Below are 20291 nucleotides of genomic sequence, written 5' to 3'. Positions count from 1 at the left end.
CCCTGCGGAGAGATCCGTGGGAGGGCCTGTGGAAGGGGCCGTGGTCGGCGCGAGGGCCGGTGCGGGGGGCGACGCGGCGGCCGGCGCGAGGGTCGGCGTGCGGTGTGACGTCACGGCGCGGGGCGGGGCCGGGCACCTGGTGCGCTGCGTCGCGCTGGCCGAGGAGCTGACCGGCAGGGGCGTCGAGGTGCTGTTCCTCGGAGATCTGTCCGGCTCGGCGTGGGCGTGCGCGCAGCTCACCGCCAGAGGGCTGCCCCTGCTGGCCGCTCCCCACGACCCGGCAGGGCTCGCGCGGCTCGCCGTGGAGCTGCGGCTCGGCGCGATGGTGCTCGACTCGTACGAGCTGCCGCCCGGCACGGGCGCGGCCCTCAGGGCGGCCGGCGTGCCGGTGCTCGCGATCGTCGACGGCGACCCGCTCGGGCAGTCCGCCGACCTGTACCTCGACCAGAACCTCGACGCCGAGCTCACGCCATGGCCGCACGGCGGCGAACGCCTGGCGGGCCTCCGGTACGTCCTCCTGCGCGACGCCGTCCTCCGGCTCGGCGGCCGGGCGCGGCCGGACGCCGCCGTCAGCCGACCAGCGCGCGCGGCAGTTCCGCGGCCGGCCGCCACGGCGGGGCCCGCCGGAGGGCTGCGGTGCCGGGGGGTGGCCGGTTCGGGGGAGCTCGCCGGGGGTTCGCGGTCTTGCGCGGGAGTGGCGCGGGTGCTGTGTTTCTTCGGGGGCACCGACAGTGCCGGGGTCGCGCCGCGGTGGGCCGAGGCGCTGCGACGTACGGGGGTGCCGTTCCAGGCGACCGTCGTCAGCCCCGAGCCGTTCGACGCGCCCGACGACGTCGCCGTCGTCCCGCCGACCGACCGCCTGCCTGAGCTCATGACCGAGGCCGACCTGGTGGTGACGGCGGCGGGCTCCGCCGTGTGGGAGCTGCTCCACCTCGGCGTGCCTGCCGCCCTGACCTGGGTGGCGCCGAACCAGCTGATCGGCTACCGGGCGCTCGTCGGCCGGGGCGCGGCGGCGGGCCTCGGGCGGGAGCCCGGCGAGGCGGCGGTCGGCGCGCTCACCCGGCTGCTCGCCGACCCGGCCGCCCGCGACGATCTCGCCCGGCGCGGCAGCGGCCTGGTCGATGGCAGGGGCAGAGAGCGCGTCGCCGACGCCCTCCTCGCCCTCCTCTGACCGCCGCCCCCGACGCCCTCCTCTGACCGCCGCCCCCGACGACGCTCTCCACTGGCGCGCGGGGCCCGAGGCCGGGGAAAGTCAGACGAGGTCCCAGGTCAGGGGGGTGGCGGCGGGGGTGTCCCTGGTGAAGCGGCGGCCCATCACCTGGGTGGCGGTGTCGGGTGGCAGGCCGCCCGCCGGGCGGATCGAGCGTACGTTCTCCGCGGTCACCGGCTCGCCGGCCCGCACGTCGCGCACCACCCACAGCGACCTGCGGAACCGCAGCCCTTCGCGTTCCGACGGCCGCGGCCCGATGACCGGCTCGCCGAGCGACTCCCAGGCGCGCGTGCTCTCGGCGACCAGCGCCGCCAGCTCGGCGGGTTCCAGCGAGAACGCGGCGTCCACGCCGCCTTCTGTGCGCGCGCCGGTGACGTGTTTCTCGATCAGGCAGGCGCCCAGGGCGACGGCGGCCAGCGCGGCGCCCAGGCCGGGCGTGTGGTCGGAGACGCCGACCACGGCGCCGGTGAGCCCGGCCAGCAGCGGCAGCGCCCGCAGGTTGCTCTCGGCCGGGGCCGCCGGGTAGGAGGCGGTGCAGGCGAGGACGGCGAGCTGCGTGCACCCGGCGCCGCGGGCGGCCGACACGGCGGCGTCGATCTCCCCGGCCGTCGCCATGCCGGTGGAGATGATCAGCGGCTTGCCGGTGGCGGCGGCGAGCCGGATGAGAGGCAGGTCCACGATCTCCGACGAGGCGATCTTGTACGCGGGCGCGCCCAGCTTCTCCAGCAGCTCGACGGCCGTGGGGTCGAACGGCGAGGAGAAGACGGTCAGCCCGTGCCCGCGCGCCCTGTCGAAGATCGGCGCGTGCCACTCCCAGGGGGTGTGGGCGCGCTCGTACAGGTGGTACAGGTTCTCGCCGCCCCACAGCGCGTGGCCGTCGCCGATGCGGAAGGCGGGGCCGTCGGCGTCGATGGTGATGGTGTCGGGCCGGTACGTCTGGAGCTTCAGCGCGTGCGCGCCGCTCGCGGCCACGGCGTCGACGATGTCGAGGGCCCGCTCCAGGCTGCCGTTGTGGTTGCCGGACATCTCGGCGATCACGTACGGCGGCTGGTGCGGCCCCACGGGCCGTCCGTCGATCGAGATCATCGGTTCTCCTCACTGGTGAGCTGGACGACGACCACCTCGCGCGGGACGCCGTCGACGCGGCGCCGGTAGCGCATGACCTCCGTGAACCCGAACCTGCGGTGCAGCCGCCTGACCGGCTCGTTGTCGGCCAGCACCTCGCCGCGCAGCGTGGTCAGGCCGAGTGGGCCGAAGGCGTGCTCGACGGCGGCGCGTTCGAGCCCGATCCAGGCGGCGAGGAGCGCGCCGGACGTGCCGAGCCCGTCGAGGTCGAGGTAGTAGCCCCAGGAGCCGCTGCCGCCGAGCATCCCGCTGTAGGTGACGACGCCCGCGGGCGTGCCGCCGTGCTCGTAGACGAACACCCGGGTGGACGGGTCGGAGCGGACGGCCTCCCACCACCGGGCGTGCTCGCCCGGCCCGATCACGTGGGTGGTGAAGCTGGTGGCCCGCACCTTGGGATGGTTGCGCCAGCGCAGCATCGCCGCCAGGTCGTCGTCTCGTGCCGGTCTCAGCACCATGGCCCCCTACGTTCAGTGCTCGCGTCATCGCCCAACGTAGCGGATTCACGGTGGCTTCCGTGTCCGGTAAAGAGCTCTTCATGGACGGGCATCGGTCCGGAATCGCCCCTGTAGGGCGCGGCATGCTGCCGTGGATCCCATCTCGCGAACCAAGGAGCGAAACGGCATGATCCCCCTGCTCAGCGTGGTCGTCCCGGTCTACAACGTGGAGCCGTACATCACGGAATGCCTGAAGTCGCTGGCGGCGCAGACGCTGGAGGACATCGAGGTCATCATGGTCGACGACGGCTCCCAGGACGGGAGCAGGCAGGCGGCGGAGGACTTCGTGGCGCGGGACCGGCGGTTCGCGCTGGTCGGCCAGCAGCGGCTGGGGCCGGGGCCGGCGCGCAACGCCGGGGTCCGGCTGGCGCGGGGCGTCTACCTGGCGTTCGCCGACGCCGACGACGTGGTGCCGCCCGAGGCGTACGAGAAGCTGGTCTCCTCGCTCAGGGAGACCGGGTCGGACCTGGCGTGCGGCGCGGTGCGGAGGCTGGTGGACGGGCGGCTGGAGGAGTCGCTGCTGCACGAGAAGGTGTTCAGGCGTCCCGAGCGGTGCACGCACATCACGGACAAGCGGGTGCTCGTCAGGGACAGGACGATCTGGAACAAGGTCTACCGCCGGGACTTCTGGCAGGGCAACGCCCTGGAGTACCCGCCGGGCATCTACGAGGACGTGCCGGTGGCGATGCGCGCGCACGTCCTGGCCTCCAGCGTGGACATGCTGGGCGACGTCGTCTACCACTGGCGCAGGCGCGAGGAGGGCGAGACCTCGATCACGCAGCGCCGCGTGGAGGCGCCGAACCTGGTGGAGCGGCTGAACGCGATCCGCGCGGTACGGACCTTCCTCCACGAGCGGGCGCCGGACCTGCTGCCTGACTTCGACGCGCTCGTCCTGGAGAAGGACACCCTGTTCCTGTTCCAGGCCCTGGAGGAGTGCCGCGACGACTGCGCCCACCTGCTGCGGCTGGCCCGCGACTGGCAGGACGAGCTGAGCCCCGAGGCGCTCGCGTCGGCGCCGTCGCTGCGCAGGCTCGAACTGCACCTGGTCAAGCGCGGCCGGCTGAGGGAGCTGCGCAAGGTGCGCGAGTTCCGCCGGGCGTCGGTGGACGGCACCAAGGTGGTGCCGCGCGGCCGCCGCAAGGTCGGCTGGTACGGCGACTACCCGTACTTCAGGAGCTGGCGGCTGCGGATCCCGGACGAGGTGTTCGACGCCCGCGACGAGCTGAAGCTGGTCGCCAGGGCGGAGGGAGGGGAGTGGGGGCGGCGCGTGTTCAGGCTGCGCGGCCACGTGTCCATCCACCGGGTCGAGCAGCCGGTGGAGGAGCTCAGCATGTGGCTGACCAACGGCCGCCGCGAGCTGCCTCTGGAGTGCCGGCGCGAGGGCAGGCACGGCTTCACGACGACCATCAATCCCCGCCGTCTGAAGGGCCACGGACGCAGCTGGAAGGTGATGGTGCGGGCCGAGCTGAAAGGGCTCACGTTCACGGATGTGCTGCGTGACGGGGAGTCGCGCGCGGCCTGGAGGTTCTCCGTGCCGGGATGGTCAAGAAGCGGCATGGACATGGCCCAGTAGTTCCAGAGAGTAATCGTCCGACGGCTTGTCGTGTCCATCCTGGAACGCATGAGGACCTATTCGCTGTATGACGTCTACGAGACACGCAAGCGGAGAGACTCCTGGTGGACCGTGTATTTCGTGGACCCGGTCGCCTGCCGGGTCGCCCTTCCCGTCGCCAACCACACCCGGATCACGCCCAACGGGCTCACGGTGTTCTCGCTGGTCCTCGGCATGGCGTCGGCGGCTTGTCTCGCCATGAACCAGCTGGCCGCGGGCGCTGTGATGTTCTATCTGAGCTTCATGATCGACTGCGTGGACGGCAAGATAGCGCGGCTGAAGGGCACGGGGACGCCCTTCGGCCTCTGGCTCGACTACGTGGGGGACCGGATCAGGGTCGTCTGCTGCGCGGCGGGCCTGGCGTACGGGCAGTACGCCGTTTCGGGGGATGTCCACTTCATCCTCCTGGGCGCCGCGGTGGCGGTGCTGGATCTCTTCAGGTACGTCAACGCGCCGCAGATGAAGCGGGTCCGCGAGGTGGTCAGGGAGGAGCGCCAGCTCGCGATGGCCGACGCGGTGCCGGGTGCGGTGCGGGTGCCGGATCCGGCGCCGGACCCGGACCCGGTGCCGGTCGTGGAGACCATCCTCGACATCGACCTCGACGTCGACCTGGAGCCGCGGCCGCGGGGGCGCAAGGGGCCGCGCTTCTTCCGCAGGGTGAACCGGTTCCTGGCCAGGCGCCGGGTCCGCTCGCACCTGATCAGCGGCATCGAGTTCCACGCGGCGGTGTTCGTGGTGGCGCCGCTGGCCGGCCCGGCGACGCTCATCCCGGTCTCGGCGGTGGCCGGCGTGCTGCTTCTGGCCAACGAGGTCTTCCTCGTCTACCGCATGTGGCTCTTCACGCGCCGGCACAGCGCGCCCGTACAGGAGAAGAGCCGCGAGCACGTTCTCGTCTAAGTTTTCGGGGGTTAGTACGACATGTCCGACCGGCCAGTCTTCGTCATCGGGTGCCCGCGGTCCGGCACCACGATGCTCCAGCTCATGCTCCACTCGCATCCGCGCATGGCGGTCCCGCCGGAGACGCGCTTCCTCGTTCCCGCTTATTACCGCCGCCGCAGCTGGGGTGACCTGCGCGCCCCGCAGCGGCGCAAGGCGCTCGCGGAGTGGATCGCGACGGAACGCACCACGAAGTTCCGCGAGCTGAAGATCGACAAGGACGAGTTCGTCCGCCAGTGCGTGGAGGGGCCGGGCTCGCTCGGCTCGATCATCGGCACGGCCTTCCGGATGTACGCCGAGCGCTTCGGCAAGGAGCGCTGGGGCGACAAGCGGCCCAGCTACGTCAAGCAGGTCGACATGCTGCTCAGGCTGTTCCCCGACGCCCAGTTCATCCACCTCATCAGGGACGGCCGGGACTGCGTGGCCTCGCTGAAGGAGATGCCCTGGTTCACGCTCGACTCGTTCCACGCCGTCTCCACCTGGGCGGAGGCCATCGACGCGGGCAACAGGCTCAGGAAGTCCCTGCCGGCGGACACGTACTACGAGCTGCGCTACGAGGACCTCACCGACGACCCGTCGACCGAGCTGAAGAAGATCTGCCACTTCCTGGAGGAGGACTACTCCCCGGCGATGATCTCCCCGCGCGAGGCCGCCAGCGTCGCGGTGCCCCTGCACAAGGTGTGGCACAGCAACACCCACGGCGAGGTCACCCGCAGCCGCGTCGGGAGCTGGGCGAACCGGCTGGAGGACTGGGAGATCGCCATCGCCGAGCACGTCCTCGGCGACCGGCTGGAGGCCAACGGCTACGAGCTGACCGGCGCGCCCAAGCCCAGCAAGGAGCACGTGGCCGCCGCGCAGAAGACCATGCAGAAGCGCAAGGCCAACCGCATGCGCAAGGCCATGCGCGACAGGATCAACCGGCTGCGCGAGCCCAGCCCGGTGGCCGCGATGCTCACCTCGGGCCAGCGGGCCCTGGCGGGGCTGCCGGACAGGCACGACAAGCCGGTCGAGGTCGCCGAGCCCGCCGTCTGACCGCCGTTGACCTGGGCCGACGTCCGGCCGGCTCGACCGCCTGGATCGGCTGACCGGCGTCACGGCCGGTCAGCGGCGGAGATGGGTGAACAGTTCCTCCCAGGCGTCCAGCACCCGGTCGAGGCGGAACGCCCGCGCGCGTTCCCTGGCGGCGGCGCCCAGGCGCCGCCGCTCCTCCAGCGAGCCGGCCAGCCGGCCCAGCTCGGCCGCGAACGCGTCCACGTCGCCCGGCGGCACCAGCACCGGGCCCGCCGACCGCACCCCGCCCGACACGTCGAACGCCACGGCGGGCACGCCGTGCGCGCTCGCCTCCAGGAGCACCACGGGCAGGCCCTCGTGGTCGCTCGTCAGGCCCACCACGGCGGCGTCCAGGTACTCGTCCGTCATCCGCGCGGCCGGCACCGGGCCGCGGAACACGACCCGGTCCGCCACCCCCTCGGCGGCGGCGTGCGCGCGCAGCCGCTCACGTTCCGAGCCGTCGCCGATCAGGTGCAGCTCCCACGGCCCGGGGACGCCCGACCTGGCGAACGCGCTGATCAGCCGGTCGAACCGCTTGACCCCCTCCAACCGGCCCACGCCCAGCACCCTCGGCGTCGCCAGGGCCGACGTCCGCTCGGGCCACAGCGCCAGAGGGTTCGGCAGCGACCACGCGTTCGGCAGCAGGGCGTCCTCCGAGAAGCGCCACGCGTCGTCCTCGCTCAGGAAGACCGCCTGGTCGAGCGCCGGGTAGTGCTTCCTGATGGCGGCCAGGTGCCAGCAGTCGCTTGCGTGGTCGTACGAGCCGTGGTACTGGCCGATCGAGTGGAACGCCTCCGGAAGCACCCCGTCCAGCCGCCTCACCACCGACGGCGAGGTGAGCACGGCGTGCCCGGGGCGGATCCCGCCGAGAAGCGCGCGCAGCCTGCGCGCGGCCAGCGCCCGCGCTACCGGGCCCTGCGGACCCACCGGGCGGGAGCTGATCACGTGGCGCTCGTAGCGGGGCCGCTCCACGTAACGGAACGGCCGGGCGGCCCGGTGCAGCCCGATGACGTGCACCTCGTGCCCGCGCCCGGCGAGGCCCTGCGCGAGGGTGTGGGTGACCTGCTGGATCCCGCCGAGCGTGTCGGCGTCCAGGCAGGCGAAGACGACGCTCATCGGGCGGCCCTGCCCAGGTGGGCGGCGAAGAAGTCCTCGACGACCCGGGAGGCGGCGTCGCCGCGCTCGTCCGCGCACCACAGCTCGCGGAAGGCGGCGTAGCGCGCGGCGTGGCGCTCGTGGCCGGCGGGCAGGTCGCGCAGCGCCGCGATCAGCTCCTCCGTGGTGGTGACGCAGGGGCCGGGCGCGATGGCGGGCAGGTCGTGGTAGACGCCGCGCTCCGACAGCCGGTACTCGTCCCAGTCGTCGACGAAGAACAGCATCGGCCTGCCGGTGAGGGCGTAGTCGCACATCACGGACGAGTAGTCGGTCAGCAGCGCGTCCGAGGCCAGCATGAGGTCGTTGATCTCCGGGTACGCCGCGGCGGAGCGGACGAAGTGCCTGACGTGCTCGGGCGGCTCGTACCGCTCCACCGGGTGGGTGCGCAGGACGAGCACCCACTCGTCGGCCAGCTCCTCGGCCAGGCGCTCCAGGTCCACGCGGACCGACCGGCCGCCGCCCTTGTTCCTGTCCCGGTAGGTGGGCGCGTACAGCAGCACCTTCCTGCCGGCGGGGATCTCCAGCCGCTCCCGCACGTCTCCCGTGCTCTCGCCCCTGACGAGGGCGTCGCAGCGCGGCGTGCCGTACCGGTAGACGGTGCCGGTGTAGCCGTTGGACGGCAGGAACAGGCGGGAGAACTCCGCGCTCGGCGAGACGAGCGCGTCCCAGCGGGCGACGGCGGCCCGCCACTGCCTGCGCGGGCCTTCGAAGTCGGACCGCAGGTCGGGCGCGTCGAACCCGATCGACTTGATGCCCTGGCCGTGCCAGGTCTGCAGGTAGCGGGTGCCGCGCGGCTTGGGGTAGTCCAGGGGGAAGCCGTGGCTGTCCACCCAGACGCCGGCGCGGGCCATGGCCCACACGTGGCGCCAGCTCCCGCGCCGTACGACGGCGGCGCCCTCGGGGACGTGGCGCACGCCGGGCGCCACCGACCACACCATCCGGATCGGCGCCTCGCGCCGCAGCAGCTCCTCGTAGATCGCGCGGGGGCTGCCCGTGCAGCCCTTGCCGACGTCCGACTCGAACAGCGCGAGGTCGCGGCGCGGCGGCAGCACCCTGATCAGCGCCCGGTACGCCCGCAGCTTCATCCGGGGCGCGGCCAGCCGGCGGCCCAGCTCCCTCCTGGCGCGGCGGGCCACCGCCCGTGGCAGGGCGCGCGGGGTCCTGCGCGTACGCACCGACAGGTACGCCGCGCACCCCTCCGGGCCGACCACGCAGCCGGGCAGCACCACGGGCGCGGCGTTCGGGTCGACGAGCAGCGGGTCGGTGGTGGTGTGGCCGTCGGAGAGCCTGGTGAAGCCGATGCGCGGCTCGCACCTGCCCTTCGGGCGGAAGACGACCTCGCTGACGTACCCGCCGTCGCCCGACGGCTCCGGCCTGATCGGCACGCGTTCCCCGCCCGCCTCCAGGAAGGCCCGCCAGTCGAGGGGCAGCGCCCCGAACGGGTCGTACGTCCGCACTGTCATCCGCACCCGGTCGCCGTCGCGGGAGAGCTCGCCGACCTCGTGGCGCAGCCTGGAGTCGCCGTACGGCAGCTCGGCCAGCCGCAGACCGGTGATGTCCATGCCCGGCTTGACCGTCGTGCCCCAGTACGTACGCCCGTCGAGCTGGACGGCGGCCCTGGGCGCCGCGCGGGCCCCGGTGAGCGAGGCGGCCGCCACCCGCAGGTCGTCCGCCCGGTCGTCCAGGATGAGGTGGCAGCAGACCCGGGCCAGCGGGTCCAGCCCCTCGTACGACTCCTCGGGGATCCCCTCCAGGTACGGCCGCACGACGGCGGCGAACTCCTTGACCCACACCAGGTCGCGCGCCGGCAGCGGGTTGAGGTACACCCGCAGGTCCTGCCGCAGGAACCGGCGCTGCCTGGCGGGCACCAGGTCCGCGAGGCCGTGCTCGCGCAGCACGTCGTCGCTCATGCGGGCGGCGATCACCCGCTGCCGGACGTTGCCCAGGTCGCCGACGCTGAGCGAGATCGACCGGTTCGAGGTGGGGCGGCGCCAGTGGTAGACCGTCCACGGCACGACGGCGAAGCGCCGCGACAGCGCGTACAGGCCGGTCGCGAAGACGTGGTCCTCGTAGTGGATGTCCTCGGGGAAGCGCAGTCCCCGCGCGCGCAGCCAGGCCAGGTCGTACAGCTTGTTGGTGCTGAAGGAGTCGAGGAAGAGCTCGGGGTCCTCGCCGATGCCCCCGACGACGCGGCGGCGCGCGAACAGCGACGGGTAGTACCGCCGCAGCCGCCCGCTCGACTCGAACAGGCGTGAGATCTGTCCCGACACGAAGTCGGCCCCGGTGCGTTCGATCTCGGCGAGCAGGCTCTTGCAGGCGTGCCTGGGCAGCTCGTCGTCGCTGTCGAGGAACATCACGTACGGGGAGGCGGCGGCGTCGATGCCGTCGTTGCGCGGCGCGCCGCAGCCGCCGCTGTTGGCGTCCCTGCGCAGGTAGCGGACGCGCGGGTCCTCGGCCGCGAGCCGGGCGGCGACGTCGGGCGTGGCGTCGGTGCTGGCGTCGTCGCAGACGAGGACCTCCAGGTCGCGCAGCGTCTGCCCGAGCACGGAGCGCACGGCCCTGGGCAGGCGGGCCGCGTCGTTGTAGGTGATCACGACGACGGTGCAGTCCGGCATCCCTGTCCCCCCGCTGGTGAGAAGCGGCAACGGAACCGGCTGCTCAGGGCCGGCTGCGTAGGGGACTGCCCGCAGGCAGGGGCAGAGTGTCGGACTTGATGACGTTTTTGCCTGAAAAATCAGCGCATAAGACGGCGAATCACCCAGATGACGACCAGCAGCGCCGCCAGCGCCCCGGCGACCGGCGCCAGCCGCTTGAGCACCGGCTGCCCGGCGATCTCCAGCAGGTCGAGTGCCTCCTCGTCGGCCGTGCGCGACGTGCGGGACGTCCCCGCGGGCAGCTGCTCCGGCTCGGGCACCGCGACGAGATGCCGCTCCTCCTCCCTGGCCGCCACCGGCTCCGCGACCGCGGGCCCTGTCACCGCGGGCCCTGTCACCGCGGGCCCTGTCACCGGGGGCCCTGTCACCGCCGGCTCCGCGGCTGTCGGCTCCATCGTGGCGGCCGTCGGCTCCACCGCGGCGACCGCAGGCTGCGCGGGGCGTGGCTCGGGCTCCGCAGGCTCGTGGGACGGCTCCGTCAGCAGCTCGGCCAGGTTCTCCGCGAACCTGTCGATGAGCTTCGCGCCCACCTCCTGCATCACGCCGCGCCCGAACTGCGCGGGACGCCCGGTCACGTTGAACGACGTCTCCACCGCCACCGCCGTCGTGCCGTCGCCAGGCGACAGCCGCGCCCGCACCGTGGCCGACGCCGTGCCCGTGCCCCTGGCCTCCTTGCCCGACGCCTGGATCGTCAACGCGTGGGCGTCCTTGTCCACGTCCTCGAACCTGGCCGTCCCCCGGTAGGTGACGGTGATCGGACCCACCTTGACCTTCATCCGCCCGGCGAACTCCTCGCCCTCGGACGCCTCAAGCGCGGCCCCGGGGAGGCACGGCGCGACCCGCTCGACGTCCAGCAGCACCGACCAGGCCTGCTCAATCGGAACTGGAACAGTGAACTCGTGCTCGAACCGCATCGCCATCGATCCGCTCCTTCTCCCGGTCATTGCGACACTACGTCGGCGCGGGGACGCCAGGAAGAGGCCCCGGCGGCTGCCGAGTGGCTGCCCACCGGCTGCCCCGTGGCGGCCCCTTCAGGCGTCCCCGCGCCGCGCGGTCAGGGCGATCCGGCGGCGGCGAGCACCGCCCGGCGGGTCAGGACCCTGGCCAGATGCCGCCGGTAGTCAGGCTGGGCGTGCAGGTCGGCGGGCGGGGACGTCCCCTCGTCCGCCATCTCGCACGCCTGGCGCACCTGGTCGCCCAGCTCGGCCCCCCGCAGCGCGGACTCCGCCGCCGCGGCCCGCAGCGGCGTCGCCCCCATGTTCGTCAGCCCGATCCTGGCCTCGGCGATCGCGCCGTCGGCCCGCCGCACGGCGGCGGCCACGCCGACGATCGCCCACGCCTGGGCGGTCCTGTGGAACTTCTCGTAGTGGAAGCCCCACCCCGGACCCAGCTTCGGGATCTTCACCCCGGCCAGGACCTCGCCGGGGCGCAGCGCCGTCTCCAGGTAGTCGACGAAGAACTCGGCGGCGGGGATCTCCCGCTCGCCCTCCTCCGACCCGGCCACGAGGACGCCGTCCAGCGCCAGCACCACCGCGGGCAGGTCGCCCGCCGGGTCGGCGTGCGCCAGCGAGCCGCCCAGCGTCCCCCGGTGCCGTACGGCCGGGTCGGCCACCGTGGCCGTGGCCAGCGCCAGCAGCGGGCAGCCCTCGGTGACCACGGCGGAACGGATGACCTCGTCATGGGTGGTCATCGCCCCGATGTAGACGTGGTCGCCGCGGTCGTGCACGCCCGACAGCTCCGGCAGGCGGCCGACGTCCACGAGCTTCGACGGGTAGGCCAGCCGCAGCCGCAGCAGCGGGAGCAGCGACTGCCCGCCCGCCAGCACCTTCGCGTCCTCGTCCGCCGCGAGCTCCGCGCAGGCCTCCGCCAGCGAGCCTGGACGGACGTAGTCGAACTGCGCGGGGATCATCGCCCTGCTCCTTCCAGTGCCCGCCAGACCCGTTCGGGCGTGCACGGCATCCGTACGTCGGCGACGCCGAACGGGCGCAGGGCGTCGACGACCGCGTTCACCACGGCCGGGGTCGAGGCGATCGTGCCCGCCTCGCCGACGCCCTTGACGCCCAGCGGGTTGCTGGTGGCCGGGGTCTCGGTGCGGTCGGTCACGAACGCCGGAAGGTCCGCCGCCGACGGCAGCAGGTAGTCGGCCATCGTCGTGGTCAGCAGGTTGCCGTCGGCGTCGTACACGGCCTCCTCGAACAGGGCCTGCGCGACGCCCTGGGCGATGCCGCCGTGCACCTGGCCCTCGACGATCAGCGGGTTCACCACGCGGCCCACGTCGTCCACGGCGACGTACGAGCGGATCTTCACCATGCCCGTCTCGGTGTCGACCTCCACCGCGCACAGGTGGGTGCCGTGCGGGAAGGAGTAGTTCTCCGGGTCGAACGTGGCGTCGGAGTCGAGCCGCGCCTCGGCGCCCTCCGGCAGGTCGTGCGCGGTGAACGCCGCGTACGCCAGTTCCTGGATGGTCTTGCGCTGTTCGGTGCCCTTCACCTGGAACGCGCCCGCGTGGAACTCCAGGTCGTCCGGCGAGCACTCCAGCAGGTGCGCCGCGAGCCTCCTGGCCTTCTCCTTGACCTTCTCGCACGCCTTCAGCACCGCCACGCCGCCGACCACCAGCGAGCGCGAGCCGTAGGTGTCCATGCCCTTGTGCGCCACGGCCGTGTCGCCGTGCAGCACCGTGACGTCGTCGAACGGCACGCCCAGCGCGTCGGACACGATCTGGCTCCACGACGTCACATGGCCCTGCCCGTGCGGCGACGTGCCCGTGATGACCTCGACCTTGCCCGTCGGCAGCATCCGCACCGAGCCGTGCTCCCAGCCGCCCACCGCGTAGCGCGCCTCGCCCAGCAGCCGCGACGGCGCCAGGCCGCACATCTCCGTGTACGTGCTGACGCCGATGCCGAGCTGCACCGGGTCGCCCCTGTCGCGCCGGTCGGCCTGTTCCGCCCGCAGCTTGTCGTAGCCGAACAGGGCCATCGCCCGGTCCGTCGCCGCCTCGTAGTTGCCCGAGTCGTACGTCAGGCCCGACACCGTCGTGTACGGGAACTCGTCGTGCCTGATCCAGTTGCGCCGCCGCACCTCCATCGGGTCGAGGCCCAGCTCGGCGGCGAGCTCGTCCATGGTGCGCTCGATGGCGAACGTCGCCTCAGGCCGGCCCGCGCCCCGGTAGGCGTCGGTGGGCATCTTCGTGGTGAAGACGCCGGTGCAGCCGAACTCGTACGCGTCCATCTTGTAGATCGCGTTGAACAGCGCCGCGCCGAGCAGCGGCACGCCCGGCGTCACCAGCATCAGGTACGCGCCCATGTCGGCCAGCAGGTCCACCCGCAGGCCGCGGATGCGGCCGTCGGCGTCGGCCGCCAGCCTGACGTGCTGGATCTGGTCGCGGCCGTGGTGCACCGTCATGTTGCCCTCGGAGCGCGACTCGGTCCACTTGACCGGCTTGCCGAGGCGGCGCGCGAGCAGCAGGCAGAGCACCTCCTCGGCGGTGACCTGGAGCTTCGAGCCGAACCCGCCGCCGACGTCCGGCGCGATCACGCGGATCTTGTGCTCGGGGATTCCGGTGATCACGGCCAGCATGACCCGCAGGATGTGCGGGATCTGCGTCGCCGACCACACCGTGTAGGAGTCGCCGTCGGTCTCCGCCATGACCGCGCGCGGCTCCATCGCCGTCGGGATGAGCCGCTGCTGCACGTACGTGCGGTCGATCACCACGGGCGCGTCGCGGAAGGCCGCCTCGACGTCGCCGGACTCGATCTTCACGGAGAACGCCTTGTTGCCCTCCGGGTGCACCTTCGGGCTGTCCGGCGAGAGCGCCTCGCGCATGTCCACGACCGCCGGCAGCGGCTCGTACTCGACGTCGATCGCCTCCAGCGCGTCGGCCGCGCGGTAGCGGTCGGTCGCGACCACGCAGGCCACCGCCTCACCGACGTACCGGACCTCCGACACCGCCATCGGCGGGTGATCGGGGATCACGATGTCCTCGCTGACCGGCCAGCCGCACGGCAGGCTGCCCTGCTCGTCCGCGAAGTCCCGCCCGCTGAACGCCGCCACCACCCCCGGCAGCCCGATCGCCCCGGACACGTCCACCCGGGTGATCCTGGCGTGCGCCATCGGGCTGCGCAGGAACGTCACGTACAGCAGGCCAGGACGCGACAGGTTGTCCGTCCAGCGGGTGCGCCCCGTGAGCAGCCTCCCGTCCTCCTTGCGCCGCCGCGGCCTGCCCAGCTCCGGTGCGCCAGAAGGCTCGCTGATCTGGTCGCTCTCCGCGATCTGCTCGGCCACCACGCCGACGTCGATCTCGCTCATGAGGTCTTCACCGCCTGCCCCATCTCCTGAGCGCCGCGCCGCACCGCCCTGACGATGTTGCAGTAGCCCGTGCAGCGGCACAGGTTCCCCTCAAGGCCGTGCCTGATCGCCTCCTCGGACGGATCGGGATCGTCCCTGAGCAGGTCGATCGCGGCCATCACCATGCCGGGCGTGCAGTAGCCGCACTGCAGCGCGTGCTCCTCGTGGAAGGCCCGCTGCATCGGATGCATCGAGCCGCCGGCCCCCAGGCCCTCGATCGTGACGACGTCGCAGCCGTCGGCCTGCACGGCCAGGACCGAGCAGCTCTTCACGCTCCTGCCGTCGAGCATGACGGTGCAGGCGCCGCAGTTGCTGGTGTCGCAGCCGACCGGGGTGCCGGTCTTCCCCAGCCGGTCTCGAAGCAGATGGACGAGCAGGAGCCGCGGCTCCACGTCCTCCTCGTACGTGATCCCGTCGACGGTGACGGTGATTCGGGGCATACGTCCTCCCTAGGAACAGGGGGAAAGGCGGATACACGCCACCGTACGCCGGTGTTTGTCCCGGTCAAGGGTCACTTACCGCGGACCACCCGCGCGATGATCGCGACCACCCCCGCAAACCCGAGCCCCACGACCACCAGCGCGCCCAACGTCACAGAGTCGTTGAGCTCGCCGGTCAGCACCAGGATACCCAGCACCACGAAGAGCAACCCGCTGAGCAGGGCCATCCAGTCCGTCCTGTGCAGGCTGCGCGGCCTGTCCACCTCACGCGGCACGCCGCACCTCCATGTCGCCGACGCCGCCCCTCAGGTTGAGCACGATCGTCGCCGGGCGGTCCCGCGGGGGGACCTCCGGCTCCAGGACCTTGCTGAAGTCCACGTCCACGCCGCCCCTGAGCGAATGGTCCACCTTCACGTCCCCGATCCTGTTCGTCGCGTGCACCTCCACCCTGGCCTGCGGCGGGACGATCACCCGCAGCGTCCCGAGCGCCACCGTCGCGTTGAACGTCACGCGCGAGCCCGGCTCCAGCTTCAGGTCCGACAGGTCCAGCCGGCCGTCGCCGACGCCCACGTCGTAGCGCAGGCCCGCCTCGGCGACCGTGAGCGGGTGCCAGCGCAAGTCGCCGAACTGTTTCGGCAGGTCGCCCAGCATCATCGTCATCGCCAGGAGCATCGCGACGGTCGTGCCCGCCGCCACCAGCCCGGCGCCGCGCCCCCACCAGGCGGCCACCAGCAGGCCGGCCCCGATGGTGACCAGCACGGCGCCGCCGACGGCGGTCGGGCTGACGCCGCCGGCCGACTTCGCCTGGACCAGCATGACGATCCCTCCGATGATGAAAGCCAGCAGGATGGTGATGACGCCGATGAACGACCTCCGGCGCGGCCTGCGCTCCTGCCTGGGGACGGGCCTGCCGTACAGGGCGGGGTCATAGGGGGAGTGGCCGGGCCGCCTGCGGGGGTCGAGCGGGCGGAAGGGGCCGTTCGGCGCGAACGGCTCGCCGTACCCGACGGGCTGCCGGGGCGGGGGAGCCTGGTCGCGGTAGGAGCGGGCCGACGCGGCGTGCGAGGCCGCCTGCTCACCGTGCGCCTGCTCACCGTGCGCCTGTTCCCCGCGGGGCGTCGCCTGCTCGGTGCGGGACGCCGTCCGGTCGGCGTGGGACGCCGCCTGCTCCCCGTGGGACGCCGTCTGGTCGGCGTGGGTCGTCGCCGGCTCCTCGTACGGCGCGGCCGGCTGCAGGCGGGTCGGCGACGGGATCTCGGCGGTCGGCGCGGCCTGCCCCTCGGGCGCTTCCCCGGCCTCGGCCGGGGCGGACGGTGCCGCGGGCAGCAGCCGCGTGGCCCCGGGACGCTCCTCCTCGCCACCGCCACCGTCACCGTCACCGCCACCGTCACCGTCACCGTCACCGGCGCCCTCGCCCGTGCCCTCGCCCGTGCCCTCGCCCGTGCCCTCGCCCGTGCCCTCGCCCGTGCGGCGCTGCTCGGTGGGCGCCTGCGCGACGGTCTCTTCGGCGGTCTCTCCGGCGGTCTCCGCGGCGGTCTCCGCGGCGAAGGCGGCCCTGGTCAGGGGAGCCTCCGGCGCCGCCGGACGTCGTCCAGGCTCGCCTTCACCTTCACCTTCACCTTCACCTTCGCCGGCGGACGGCGTCTCGGCGGCGAGGGGATCCTGGGGGCGGGCCGCCGGGTGGAGCTTCTCCGTGGGGGGCTGGGGAGCGTACGAGTGCACCGGCTCAGGGTGGGGCTGCGGGTACACGAAGGGAGCCTGGCGGCCCGGCTCGTACGGCGGCGCCGCCTGCTCAGGACCCGCCCGCCGGCTGAGCCGTTCGGGCATCGAGCGCGCCAGCCCCTTGAGGTCAACGCCGTTGGCGTGCGCGGCCAGCAGCGAGACGGCCAGCAGCACGCCGACCACCAGCGTGCCGGTGTCCAGCCACACCGAGGCCAGGTTGATCGCGAGGCCGAACGCGAGCACCGCCGTCAGCAGCGCCATCACGGTCTCGGCGTCGAAGTCGCGGCGCGTCCACTGCTCGATGAGCCCCGGCTTGCCGTTCGGCTCCTTCATCAGCAGGAACGCCGCGATGTACAGGAACAGCCCGACGCCCGACCCGAGCAGGAGCGCCGCGAAGCCGACGCGGAACACCACGGGATCGATGCCGGTGTAGCGGCCCATCCCGGCGCACACGCCCATGAGGAAACGCCCCTCGCTGCTGCGCCGCAGCCCGCGGGGCCTCGTGGCCTGTTCCCTGGACGGTGCTTCTGTCATGCCACCATGGTGGCGCGGGTCCCCGCGCCCCCGCATCCGGGACACCCCTGACGTGACCCGGGGGTTGTTCCCTGATGTCCGGCACGTCCCCGACGTGTGACGATGTCCCTTGTTATGGCTGACCAGAAGACTCTCGCCGAGCCCGGCGGCGACGCGCCCTACCGGCGGATGACGCGGCCCATGGAGGGCCGCCTGCTCGGCGGCGTCGCCCAGGGGCTGGCCACGCAGCTCTCGCTCGACCCCATCGTGATCAGGCTGATGTTCGTGCTGCTCAGCGTCGTCGTCGACGGGGTCGGCGTGGTCGCGTACGCGGTGCTGTGGATGATCACCCCCAAGCAGCCGTACGAGGGCCAGCCGCCGCAGCGCGACTGGAGCCAGCTCGCGGCGTTCACCGCGATCGGCGTGGCGCTGTTCGCGTTCGGCTGGCTCACGGGGGCGTCCAAGGGCGGCATCGGCATGCTGCCGTTCGCGGTGGGCGGCATCGGCGCCCTGATCCTCTGGCAGCAGGCCGATCCCGAACGCCGCAAGAGCTGGGTGAGCGGCGCCTCGCGCACCATGCGCAAGAACCGGGTGCGGACGCTGCTCGGGGTCGTGCTCGTGGTCGTCGGCGCCGCCGGTTTCCTCGTCATGCAGGGCGAGCTGGCGCAGGCCAGGCCGGGGCTGCTGTTCACGGCGGTGGTGGTCGGCGGGCTCGCGGTCATCGCGGCGCCCTGGCTGGCGGGCCTGTGGAAGGAGCTCCAGCTCGAACGGCGCGAGCGCATCAGGCAGGAGGAACGCGCCGAGGTGGCCGCCATGGTCCACGACTCGGTGCTGCACACGCTCACCCTGATCCAGCGCGTCGCCCACGATCCGCGGGAGGTCACCAGGCTGGCCCGGTCGCAGGAGCGCGAGCTGCGCAACTGGCTGTACCAGCCGGCGCAGGACGCCGACGCGACGATCGCCGCCGGCGTGCGCAGGGTCGCGGCCGAGGAGGAGGACGCGCACGGCGTGCCCATCGAGGTGGTCTGCGTGGGCGACCTCGCCTTCGACCCGGGCGGCAGGCTGGCGGCCATGCTGAAGGCGGCCCGGCAGGCGATGGTCAACGCGGCCAAATACTCTGAGAGTCCATCTATTTCCGTCTATGCGGAGGTAGAGGGTGAAGAGGTCACAATTTTCGTGAAGGATCGTGGCAAGGGGTTCGACCTGGACGCGGTGCCGGCCGACCGGATGGGCATCAGGGAGTCCATCATCGGGAGAATGGAACGTCACGGCGGCACGGCGAGGATGCGCACCGAACCCGGCGAGGGCACCGAAGTGATGCTGACGATGAAGGTGGAGAACGAATGACGCGCGTGCTGATCGTCGACGACCATCGGCTGTTCCGCTCCGGCGTACGGGCCGAGCTGGGCGACTCCATCGAGGTGGTCGGCGAGGCCGAGGACGTCGAGTCCGCCGTGCGGGCGATCGCCGAGCACCAGCCCGACGTCGTCCTGCTGGACGTGCACATGCCCGGGGGCGGCGGGCAGGAGGTGCTGCGGCGCGTCCTCGGCTCGGGCTCCCAGGTGCGCTTCCTCGCCCTGTCGGTGTCCGACGCCGCCGAGGACGTCATCGGCGTCATCAGGGGCGGCGCCCGCGGCTACGTCACCAAGAACATCAGCGGCAAGGAGCTGACCGACGCCATCCGCAGGGTCGCCGAGGGCGACGCCGTCTTCTCGCCGCGGCTGGCCGGGTTCGTCCTCGACGCGTTCGCCTCGTCGGAGGCGCCGTCGATCGACCCGGAGCTCGACTCGCTGACGCAGCGCGAGCGCGAGGTGCTGCGGCTCATCGCCCGCGGGTACGCGTACAAGGAGATCGCCAAGGAGCTGTTCATCTCCGTGAAGACGGTGGAGACGCACGTCTCGTCGGTGCTGCGCAAGCTCCAGCTCTCCAACCGCCACGAACTGTCCCGCTGGGCCACCGCCCGCCGCCTCGTCTGACCCACGACCCTCCGAGCCCCACCGGCCGCCCCAACCACGAGGCCCACCCACGCTCTTCCCTACGCCCAACCACCCGGCCGGCCCCCGCCGCCCCAGCGCCTGCTCCACCCACCGCCTGCCCCAAGCCGCACCCCTGCTTCACTGCCCAATGCCGCGCGTCCCCGCATCTCCGTCGCCGCCCACCGCCCCGATCCACCACCACAGCCCGCCTGCCCTGAACCGCGCCACCACCCCGCATCAATCGCCCAGGGGCCACCTGACCTGCACCTGCGCCGCCCCTCGGGCTCACATCCGGGGGGTCGCCTGGCCTGCACCTGCACCCTGGGGCTCATGTCCGAGGGTGCGCTTGGCCTGAACCTGCGCCACCCCCGTCCGCACCGGCGGCGCTGAGATCGCTGCGCAGCCAAGAGGCTCGTGCACGGCGCCACCGCGGCCAAGAGGCGGGCGCGCGGTGGCGGTCCGAGGAAGGGGCGGGCGGGCGCGCGGTGGCGGTCCGAGGAAGGGGCGGGCGGGCGCGCGGTGGCGGTCCGAGGAAGGGGCGGGCGGGCGCGCGGTGGCGGGCTGGGCGATGGCGGTGGGCGTCCCAGGGGGTTGGGCGGCGAAGACGGCAGTGGGGTGTGGCCGGCAGCACGCACGCCGTGCGCGCCTTCTTGCTCGGGCTTGCTCGGGCCGCCGCCGCACGTCGGCCTCTTGGCTGCGGTGGCGCTGTGGGCGCGCCTCTTGCTCGGGCCGTCGGCGTGGGTCGCCGCCTGGCGGCCAGTGCCGCTGCGCGGATCCCTACCTGGCGCGGCCAGTGCCGCTGCGCGGATCCCTACCTGGCGCGGCCAGTGCTGCTGCGAGGGTCCCCGCCTGGCTCGGCCAGTGCTGCTGCGAGGGTCCCCGCCTGGCGGCCAGTCGCTGCGCGGTGCTTGCCGTCGGTGTCGGGTGATTCACCTAGCTGCGATGGAGTTTTATTGCGAAATGTCGCCTGATGGTCGCTGTTGGGCGTAAATAGGGCGCAAGTCGCTCATAAGCCCTGGAACGTTACAAAACCGTTATGGCCTATCCGTCTACGAAACAG

At 72.9% G+C, this 20291-nt stretch carries 16 protein-coding genes; 6 read left to right on the top strand and 10 right to left on the bottom strand.

Annotated elements, in window-relative coordinates; genetic code table 11:
- The first annotated feature begins 28 nt into the window (after window positions 1-28).
- Window positions 29-1171 (top strand): PseG/SpsG family protein, encoded by a 1143-nt coding sequence (locus BMX74_RS20680; protein ID WP_218154007.1) that lies wholly within the window; start codon window positions 29-31, stop codon window positions 1169-1171.
- Window positions 1172-1252: 81 nt separating this feature from the next.
- On the opposite strand, the gene pseI is transcribed toward BMX74_RS20680, so the two are convergent.
- Both pseI and BMX74_RS20670 read right to left on the bottom strand, forming a co-directional pair.
- On the bottom strand, window positions 1253-2296 hold the full coding sequence (gene pseI, locus BMX74_RS20675) for a pseudaminic acid synthase (RefSeq protein ID WP_091102224.1): 1044 nt from the start codon (window positions 2294-2296) through the stop codon (window positions 1253-1255).
- Window positions 2293-2790: a GNAT family N-acetyltransferase gene (locus BMX74_RS20670; protein ID WP_091102222.1), complete on the bottom strand. Its 498-nt coding sequence runs from the start codon at window positions 2788-2790 to the stop codon at window positions 2293-2295. Before BMX74_RS20670 ends, pseI begins: the two co-directional genes overlap by 4 nt.
- A gap of 166 nt (window positions 2791-2956) precedes the next feature.
- Between BMX74_RS20670 and BMX74_RS20665 the strand changes: the two genes are divergently transcribed.
- Genes BMX74_RS20665 through BMX74_RS20655 form a run of 3 tightly spaced genes read left to right on the top strand, consistent with a single transcriptional unit; the run spans window position 2957 to window position 6409 of the window.
- Window positions 2957-4402, top strand: a complete 1446-nt coding sequence (locus BMX74_RS20665) for a glycosyltransferase family 2 protein (RefSeq protein ID WP_091102220.1) — start codon at window positions 2957-2959, stop codon at window positions 4400-4402.
- Window positions 4403-4450: 48 nt separating this feature from the next.
- Window positions 4451-5338: a CDP-alcohol phosphatidyltransferase family protein gene (locus BMX74_RS46325; protein WP_055506470.1), complete on the top strand. Its 888-nt coding sequence runs from the start codon at window positions 4451-4453 to the stop codon at window positions 5336-5338.
- 21 nt (window positions 5339-5359) lie between these two features.
- On the top strand, window positions 5360-6409 hold the full coding sequence (locus BMX74_RS20655; RefSeq protein ID WP_055506471.1) for a sulfotransferase family protein: 1050 nt from the start codon (window positions 5360-5362) through the stop codon (window positions 6407-6409).
- A gap of 69 nt (window positions 6410-6478) precedes the next feature.
- Here the strand turns inward: BMX74_RS20655 and BMX74_RS20650 are convergent, their stop codons facing one another.
- The 8 genes from BMX74_RS20650 to BMX74_RS46320 form a co-directional block, all read right to left on the bottom strand.
- A complete protein-coding gene (locus BMX74_RS20650) occupies window positions 6479-7543 on the bottom strand; it encodes a glycosyltransferase (protein WP_091102218.1) in 1065 nt (354 codons plus the stop codon).
- On the bottom strand, window positions 7540-10197 hold the full coding sequence (locus BMX74_RS20645; RefSeq protein WP_091102215.1) for a bifunctional glycosyltransferase/CDP-glycerol:glycerophosphate glycerophosphotransferase: 2658 nt from the start codon (window positions 10195-10197) through the stop codon (window positions 7540-7542). The genes BMX74_RS20650 and BMX74_RS20645 overlap by 4 nt, the downstream gene beginning before the upstream one ends.
- A 119-nt stretch (window positions 10198-10316) precedes the next feature.
- The gene (locus BMX74_RS20640) at window positions 10317-11156 is read right to left on the bottom strand and encodes an SRPBCC family protein (RefSeq protein ID WP_177227445.1); all 840 of its coding nucleotides are present in this window, start codon (window positions 11154-11156) and stop codon (window positions 10317-10319) included.
- Between the two features lie 134 nt (window positions 11157-11290).
- A complete protein-coding gene (locus tag BMX74_RS20635; protein ID WP_091102213.1) occupies window positions 11291-12145 on the bottom strand; it encodes an FAD binding domain-containing protein in 855 nt (284 codons plus the stop codon).
- A complete protein-coding gene (locus BMX74_RS20630; RefSeq protein WP_055506476.1) occupies window positions 12142-14541 on the bottom strand; it encodes a xanthine dehydrogenase family protein molybdopterin-binding subunit in 2400 nt (799 codons plus the stop codon). Before BMX74_RS20630 ends, BMX74_RS20635 begins: the two co-directional genes overlap by 4 nt.
- Window positions 14538-15020: a (2Fe-2S)-binding protein gene (locus BMX74_RS20625; RefSeq protein WP_091102211.1), complete on the bottom strand. Its 483-nt coding sequence runs from the start codon at window positions 15018-15020 to the stop codon at window positions 14538-14540. Before BMX74_RS20625 ends, BMX74_RS20630 begins: the two co-directional genes overlap by 4 nt.
- A 71-nt stretch (window positions 15021-15091) precedes the next feature.
- Complete coding sequence (locus BMX74_RS20620) at window positions 15092-15295, bottom strand: hypothetical protein (RefSeq protein WP_055506478.1); 204 nt, start codon at window positions 15293-15295, stop codon at window positions 15092-15094.
- Window positions 15285-17276 (bottom strand): PspC domain-containing protein, encoded by a 1992-nt coding sequence (locus BMX74_RS46320; RefSeq protein ID WP_177227444.1) that lies wholly within the window; start codon window positions 17274-17276, stop codon window positions 15285-15287. Before BMX74_RS46320 ends, BMX74_RS20620 begins: the two co-directional genes overlap by 11 nt.
- 114 nt (window positions 17277-17390) lie before the next feature.
- Here BMX74_RS46320 and BMX74_RS20610 point away from each other — a divergent pair, with 114 nt between their 5' ends.
- Window positions 17391-18602, top strand: a complete 1212-nt coding sequence (locus BMX74_RS20610; protein WP_055506480.1) for a PspC domain-containing protein — start codon at window positions 17391-17393, stop codon at window positions 18600-18602.
- On the top strand, window positions 18599-19231 hold the full coding sequence (locus BMX74_RS20605; protein ID WP_055506481.1) for a response regulator: 633 nt from the start codon (window positions 18599-18601) through the stop codon (window positions 19229-19231). The genes BMX74_RS20610 and BMX74_RS20605 overlap by 4 nt, the downstream gene beginning before the upstream one ends.
- Window positions 19232-20291 lie beyond the last annotated feature (1060 nt).

It is taken from the genome of Nonomuraea pusilla, assembly GCF_900109355.1.
Taxonomy (GTDB): domain Bacteria; phylum Actinomycetota; class Actinomycetes; order Streptosporangiales; family Streptosporangiaceae; genus Nonomuraea; species Nonomuraea pusilla.
The sequence above is the reverse complement of the archived record's forward strand: the minus strand, read 5'-3'. Positions and strand labels throughout refer to the sequence as shown.

What these genes read in the sequence shown, in the direction of transcription:
- BMX74_RS46320 (WP_177227444.1), bottom strand. Translation starts at nt 17,276, where the DNA reads ATGACAGAAGCACCGTCCAGGGAACAGGCCACGAGGCCCCGCGGGCTG.
- BMX74_RS20655 (WP_055506471.1), top strand. Translation starts at nt 5,360, where the DNA reads ATGTCCGACCGGCCAGTCTTCGTCATCGGGTGCCCGCGGTCCGGCACC.
- BMX74_RS20640 (WP_177227445.1), bottom strand. Translation starts at nt 11,156, where the DNA reads ATGGCGATGCGGTTCGAGCACGAGTTCACTGTTCCAGTTCCGATTGAG.
- BMX74_RS20650 (WP_091102218.1), bottom strand. Translation starts at nt 7,543, where the DNA reads ATGAGCGTCGTCTTCGCCTGCCTGGACGCCGACACGCTCGGCGGGATC.
- BMX74_RS20630 (WP_055506476.1), bottom strand. Translation starts at nt 14,541, where the DNA reads ATGAGCGAGATCGACGTCGGCGTGGTGGCCGAGCAGATCGCGGAGAGC.
- BMX74_RS20670 (WP_091102222.1), bottom strand. Translation starts at nt 2,790, where the DNA reads ATGGTGCTGAGACCGGCACGAGACGACGACCTGGCGGCGATGCTGCGC.
- BMX74_RS20645 (WP_091102215.1), bottom strand. Translation starts at nt 10,197, where the DNA reads ATGCCGGACTGCACCGTCGTCGTGATCACCTACAACGACGCGGCCCGC.
- pseI (WP_091102224.1), bottom strand. Translation starts at nt 2,296, where the DNA reads ATGATCTCGATCGACGGACGGCCCGTGGGGCCGCACCAGCCGCCGTAC.
- BMX74_RS20625 (WP_091102211.1), bottom strand. Translation starts at nt 15,020, where the DNA reads ATGCCCCGAATCACCGTCACCGTCGACGGGATCACGTACGAGGAGGAC.
- BMX74_RS20610 (WP_055506480.1), top strand. Translation starts at nt 17,391, where the DNA reads ATGGCTGACCAGAAGACTCTCGCCGAGCCCGGCGGCGACGCGCCCTAC.
- BMX74_RS20665 (WP_091102220.1), top strand. Translation starts at nt 2,957, where the DNA reads ATGATCCCCCTGCTCAGCGTGGTCGTCCCGGTCTACAACGTGGAGCCG.
- BMX74_RS20605 (WP_055506481.1), top strand. Translation starts at nt 18,599, where the DNA reads ATGACGCGCGTGCTGATCGTCGACGACCATCGGCTGTTCCGCTCCGGC.
- BMX74_RS46325 (WP_055506470.1), top strand. Translation starts at nt 4,451, where the DNA reads ATGAGGACCTATTCGCTGTATGACGTCTACGAGACACGCAAGCGGAGA.
- BMX74_RS20635 (WP_091102213.1), bottom strand. Translation starts at nt 12,145, where the DNA reads ATGATCCCCGCGCAGTTCGACTACGTCCGTCCAGGCTCGCTGGCGGAG.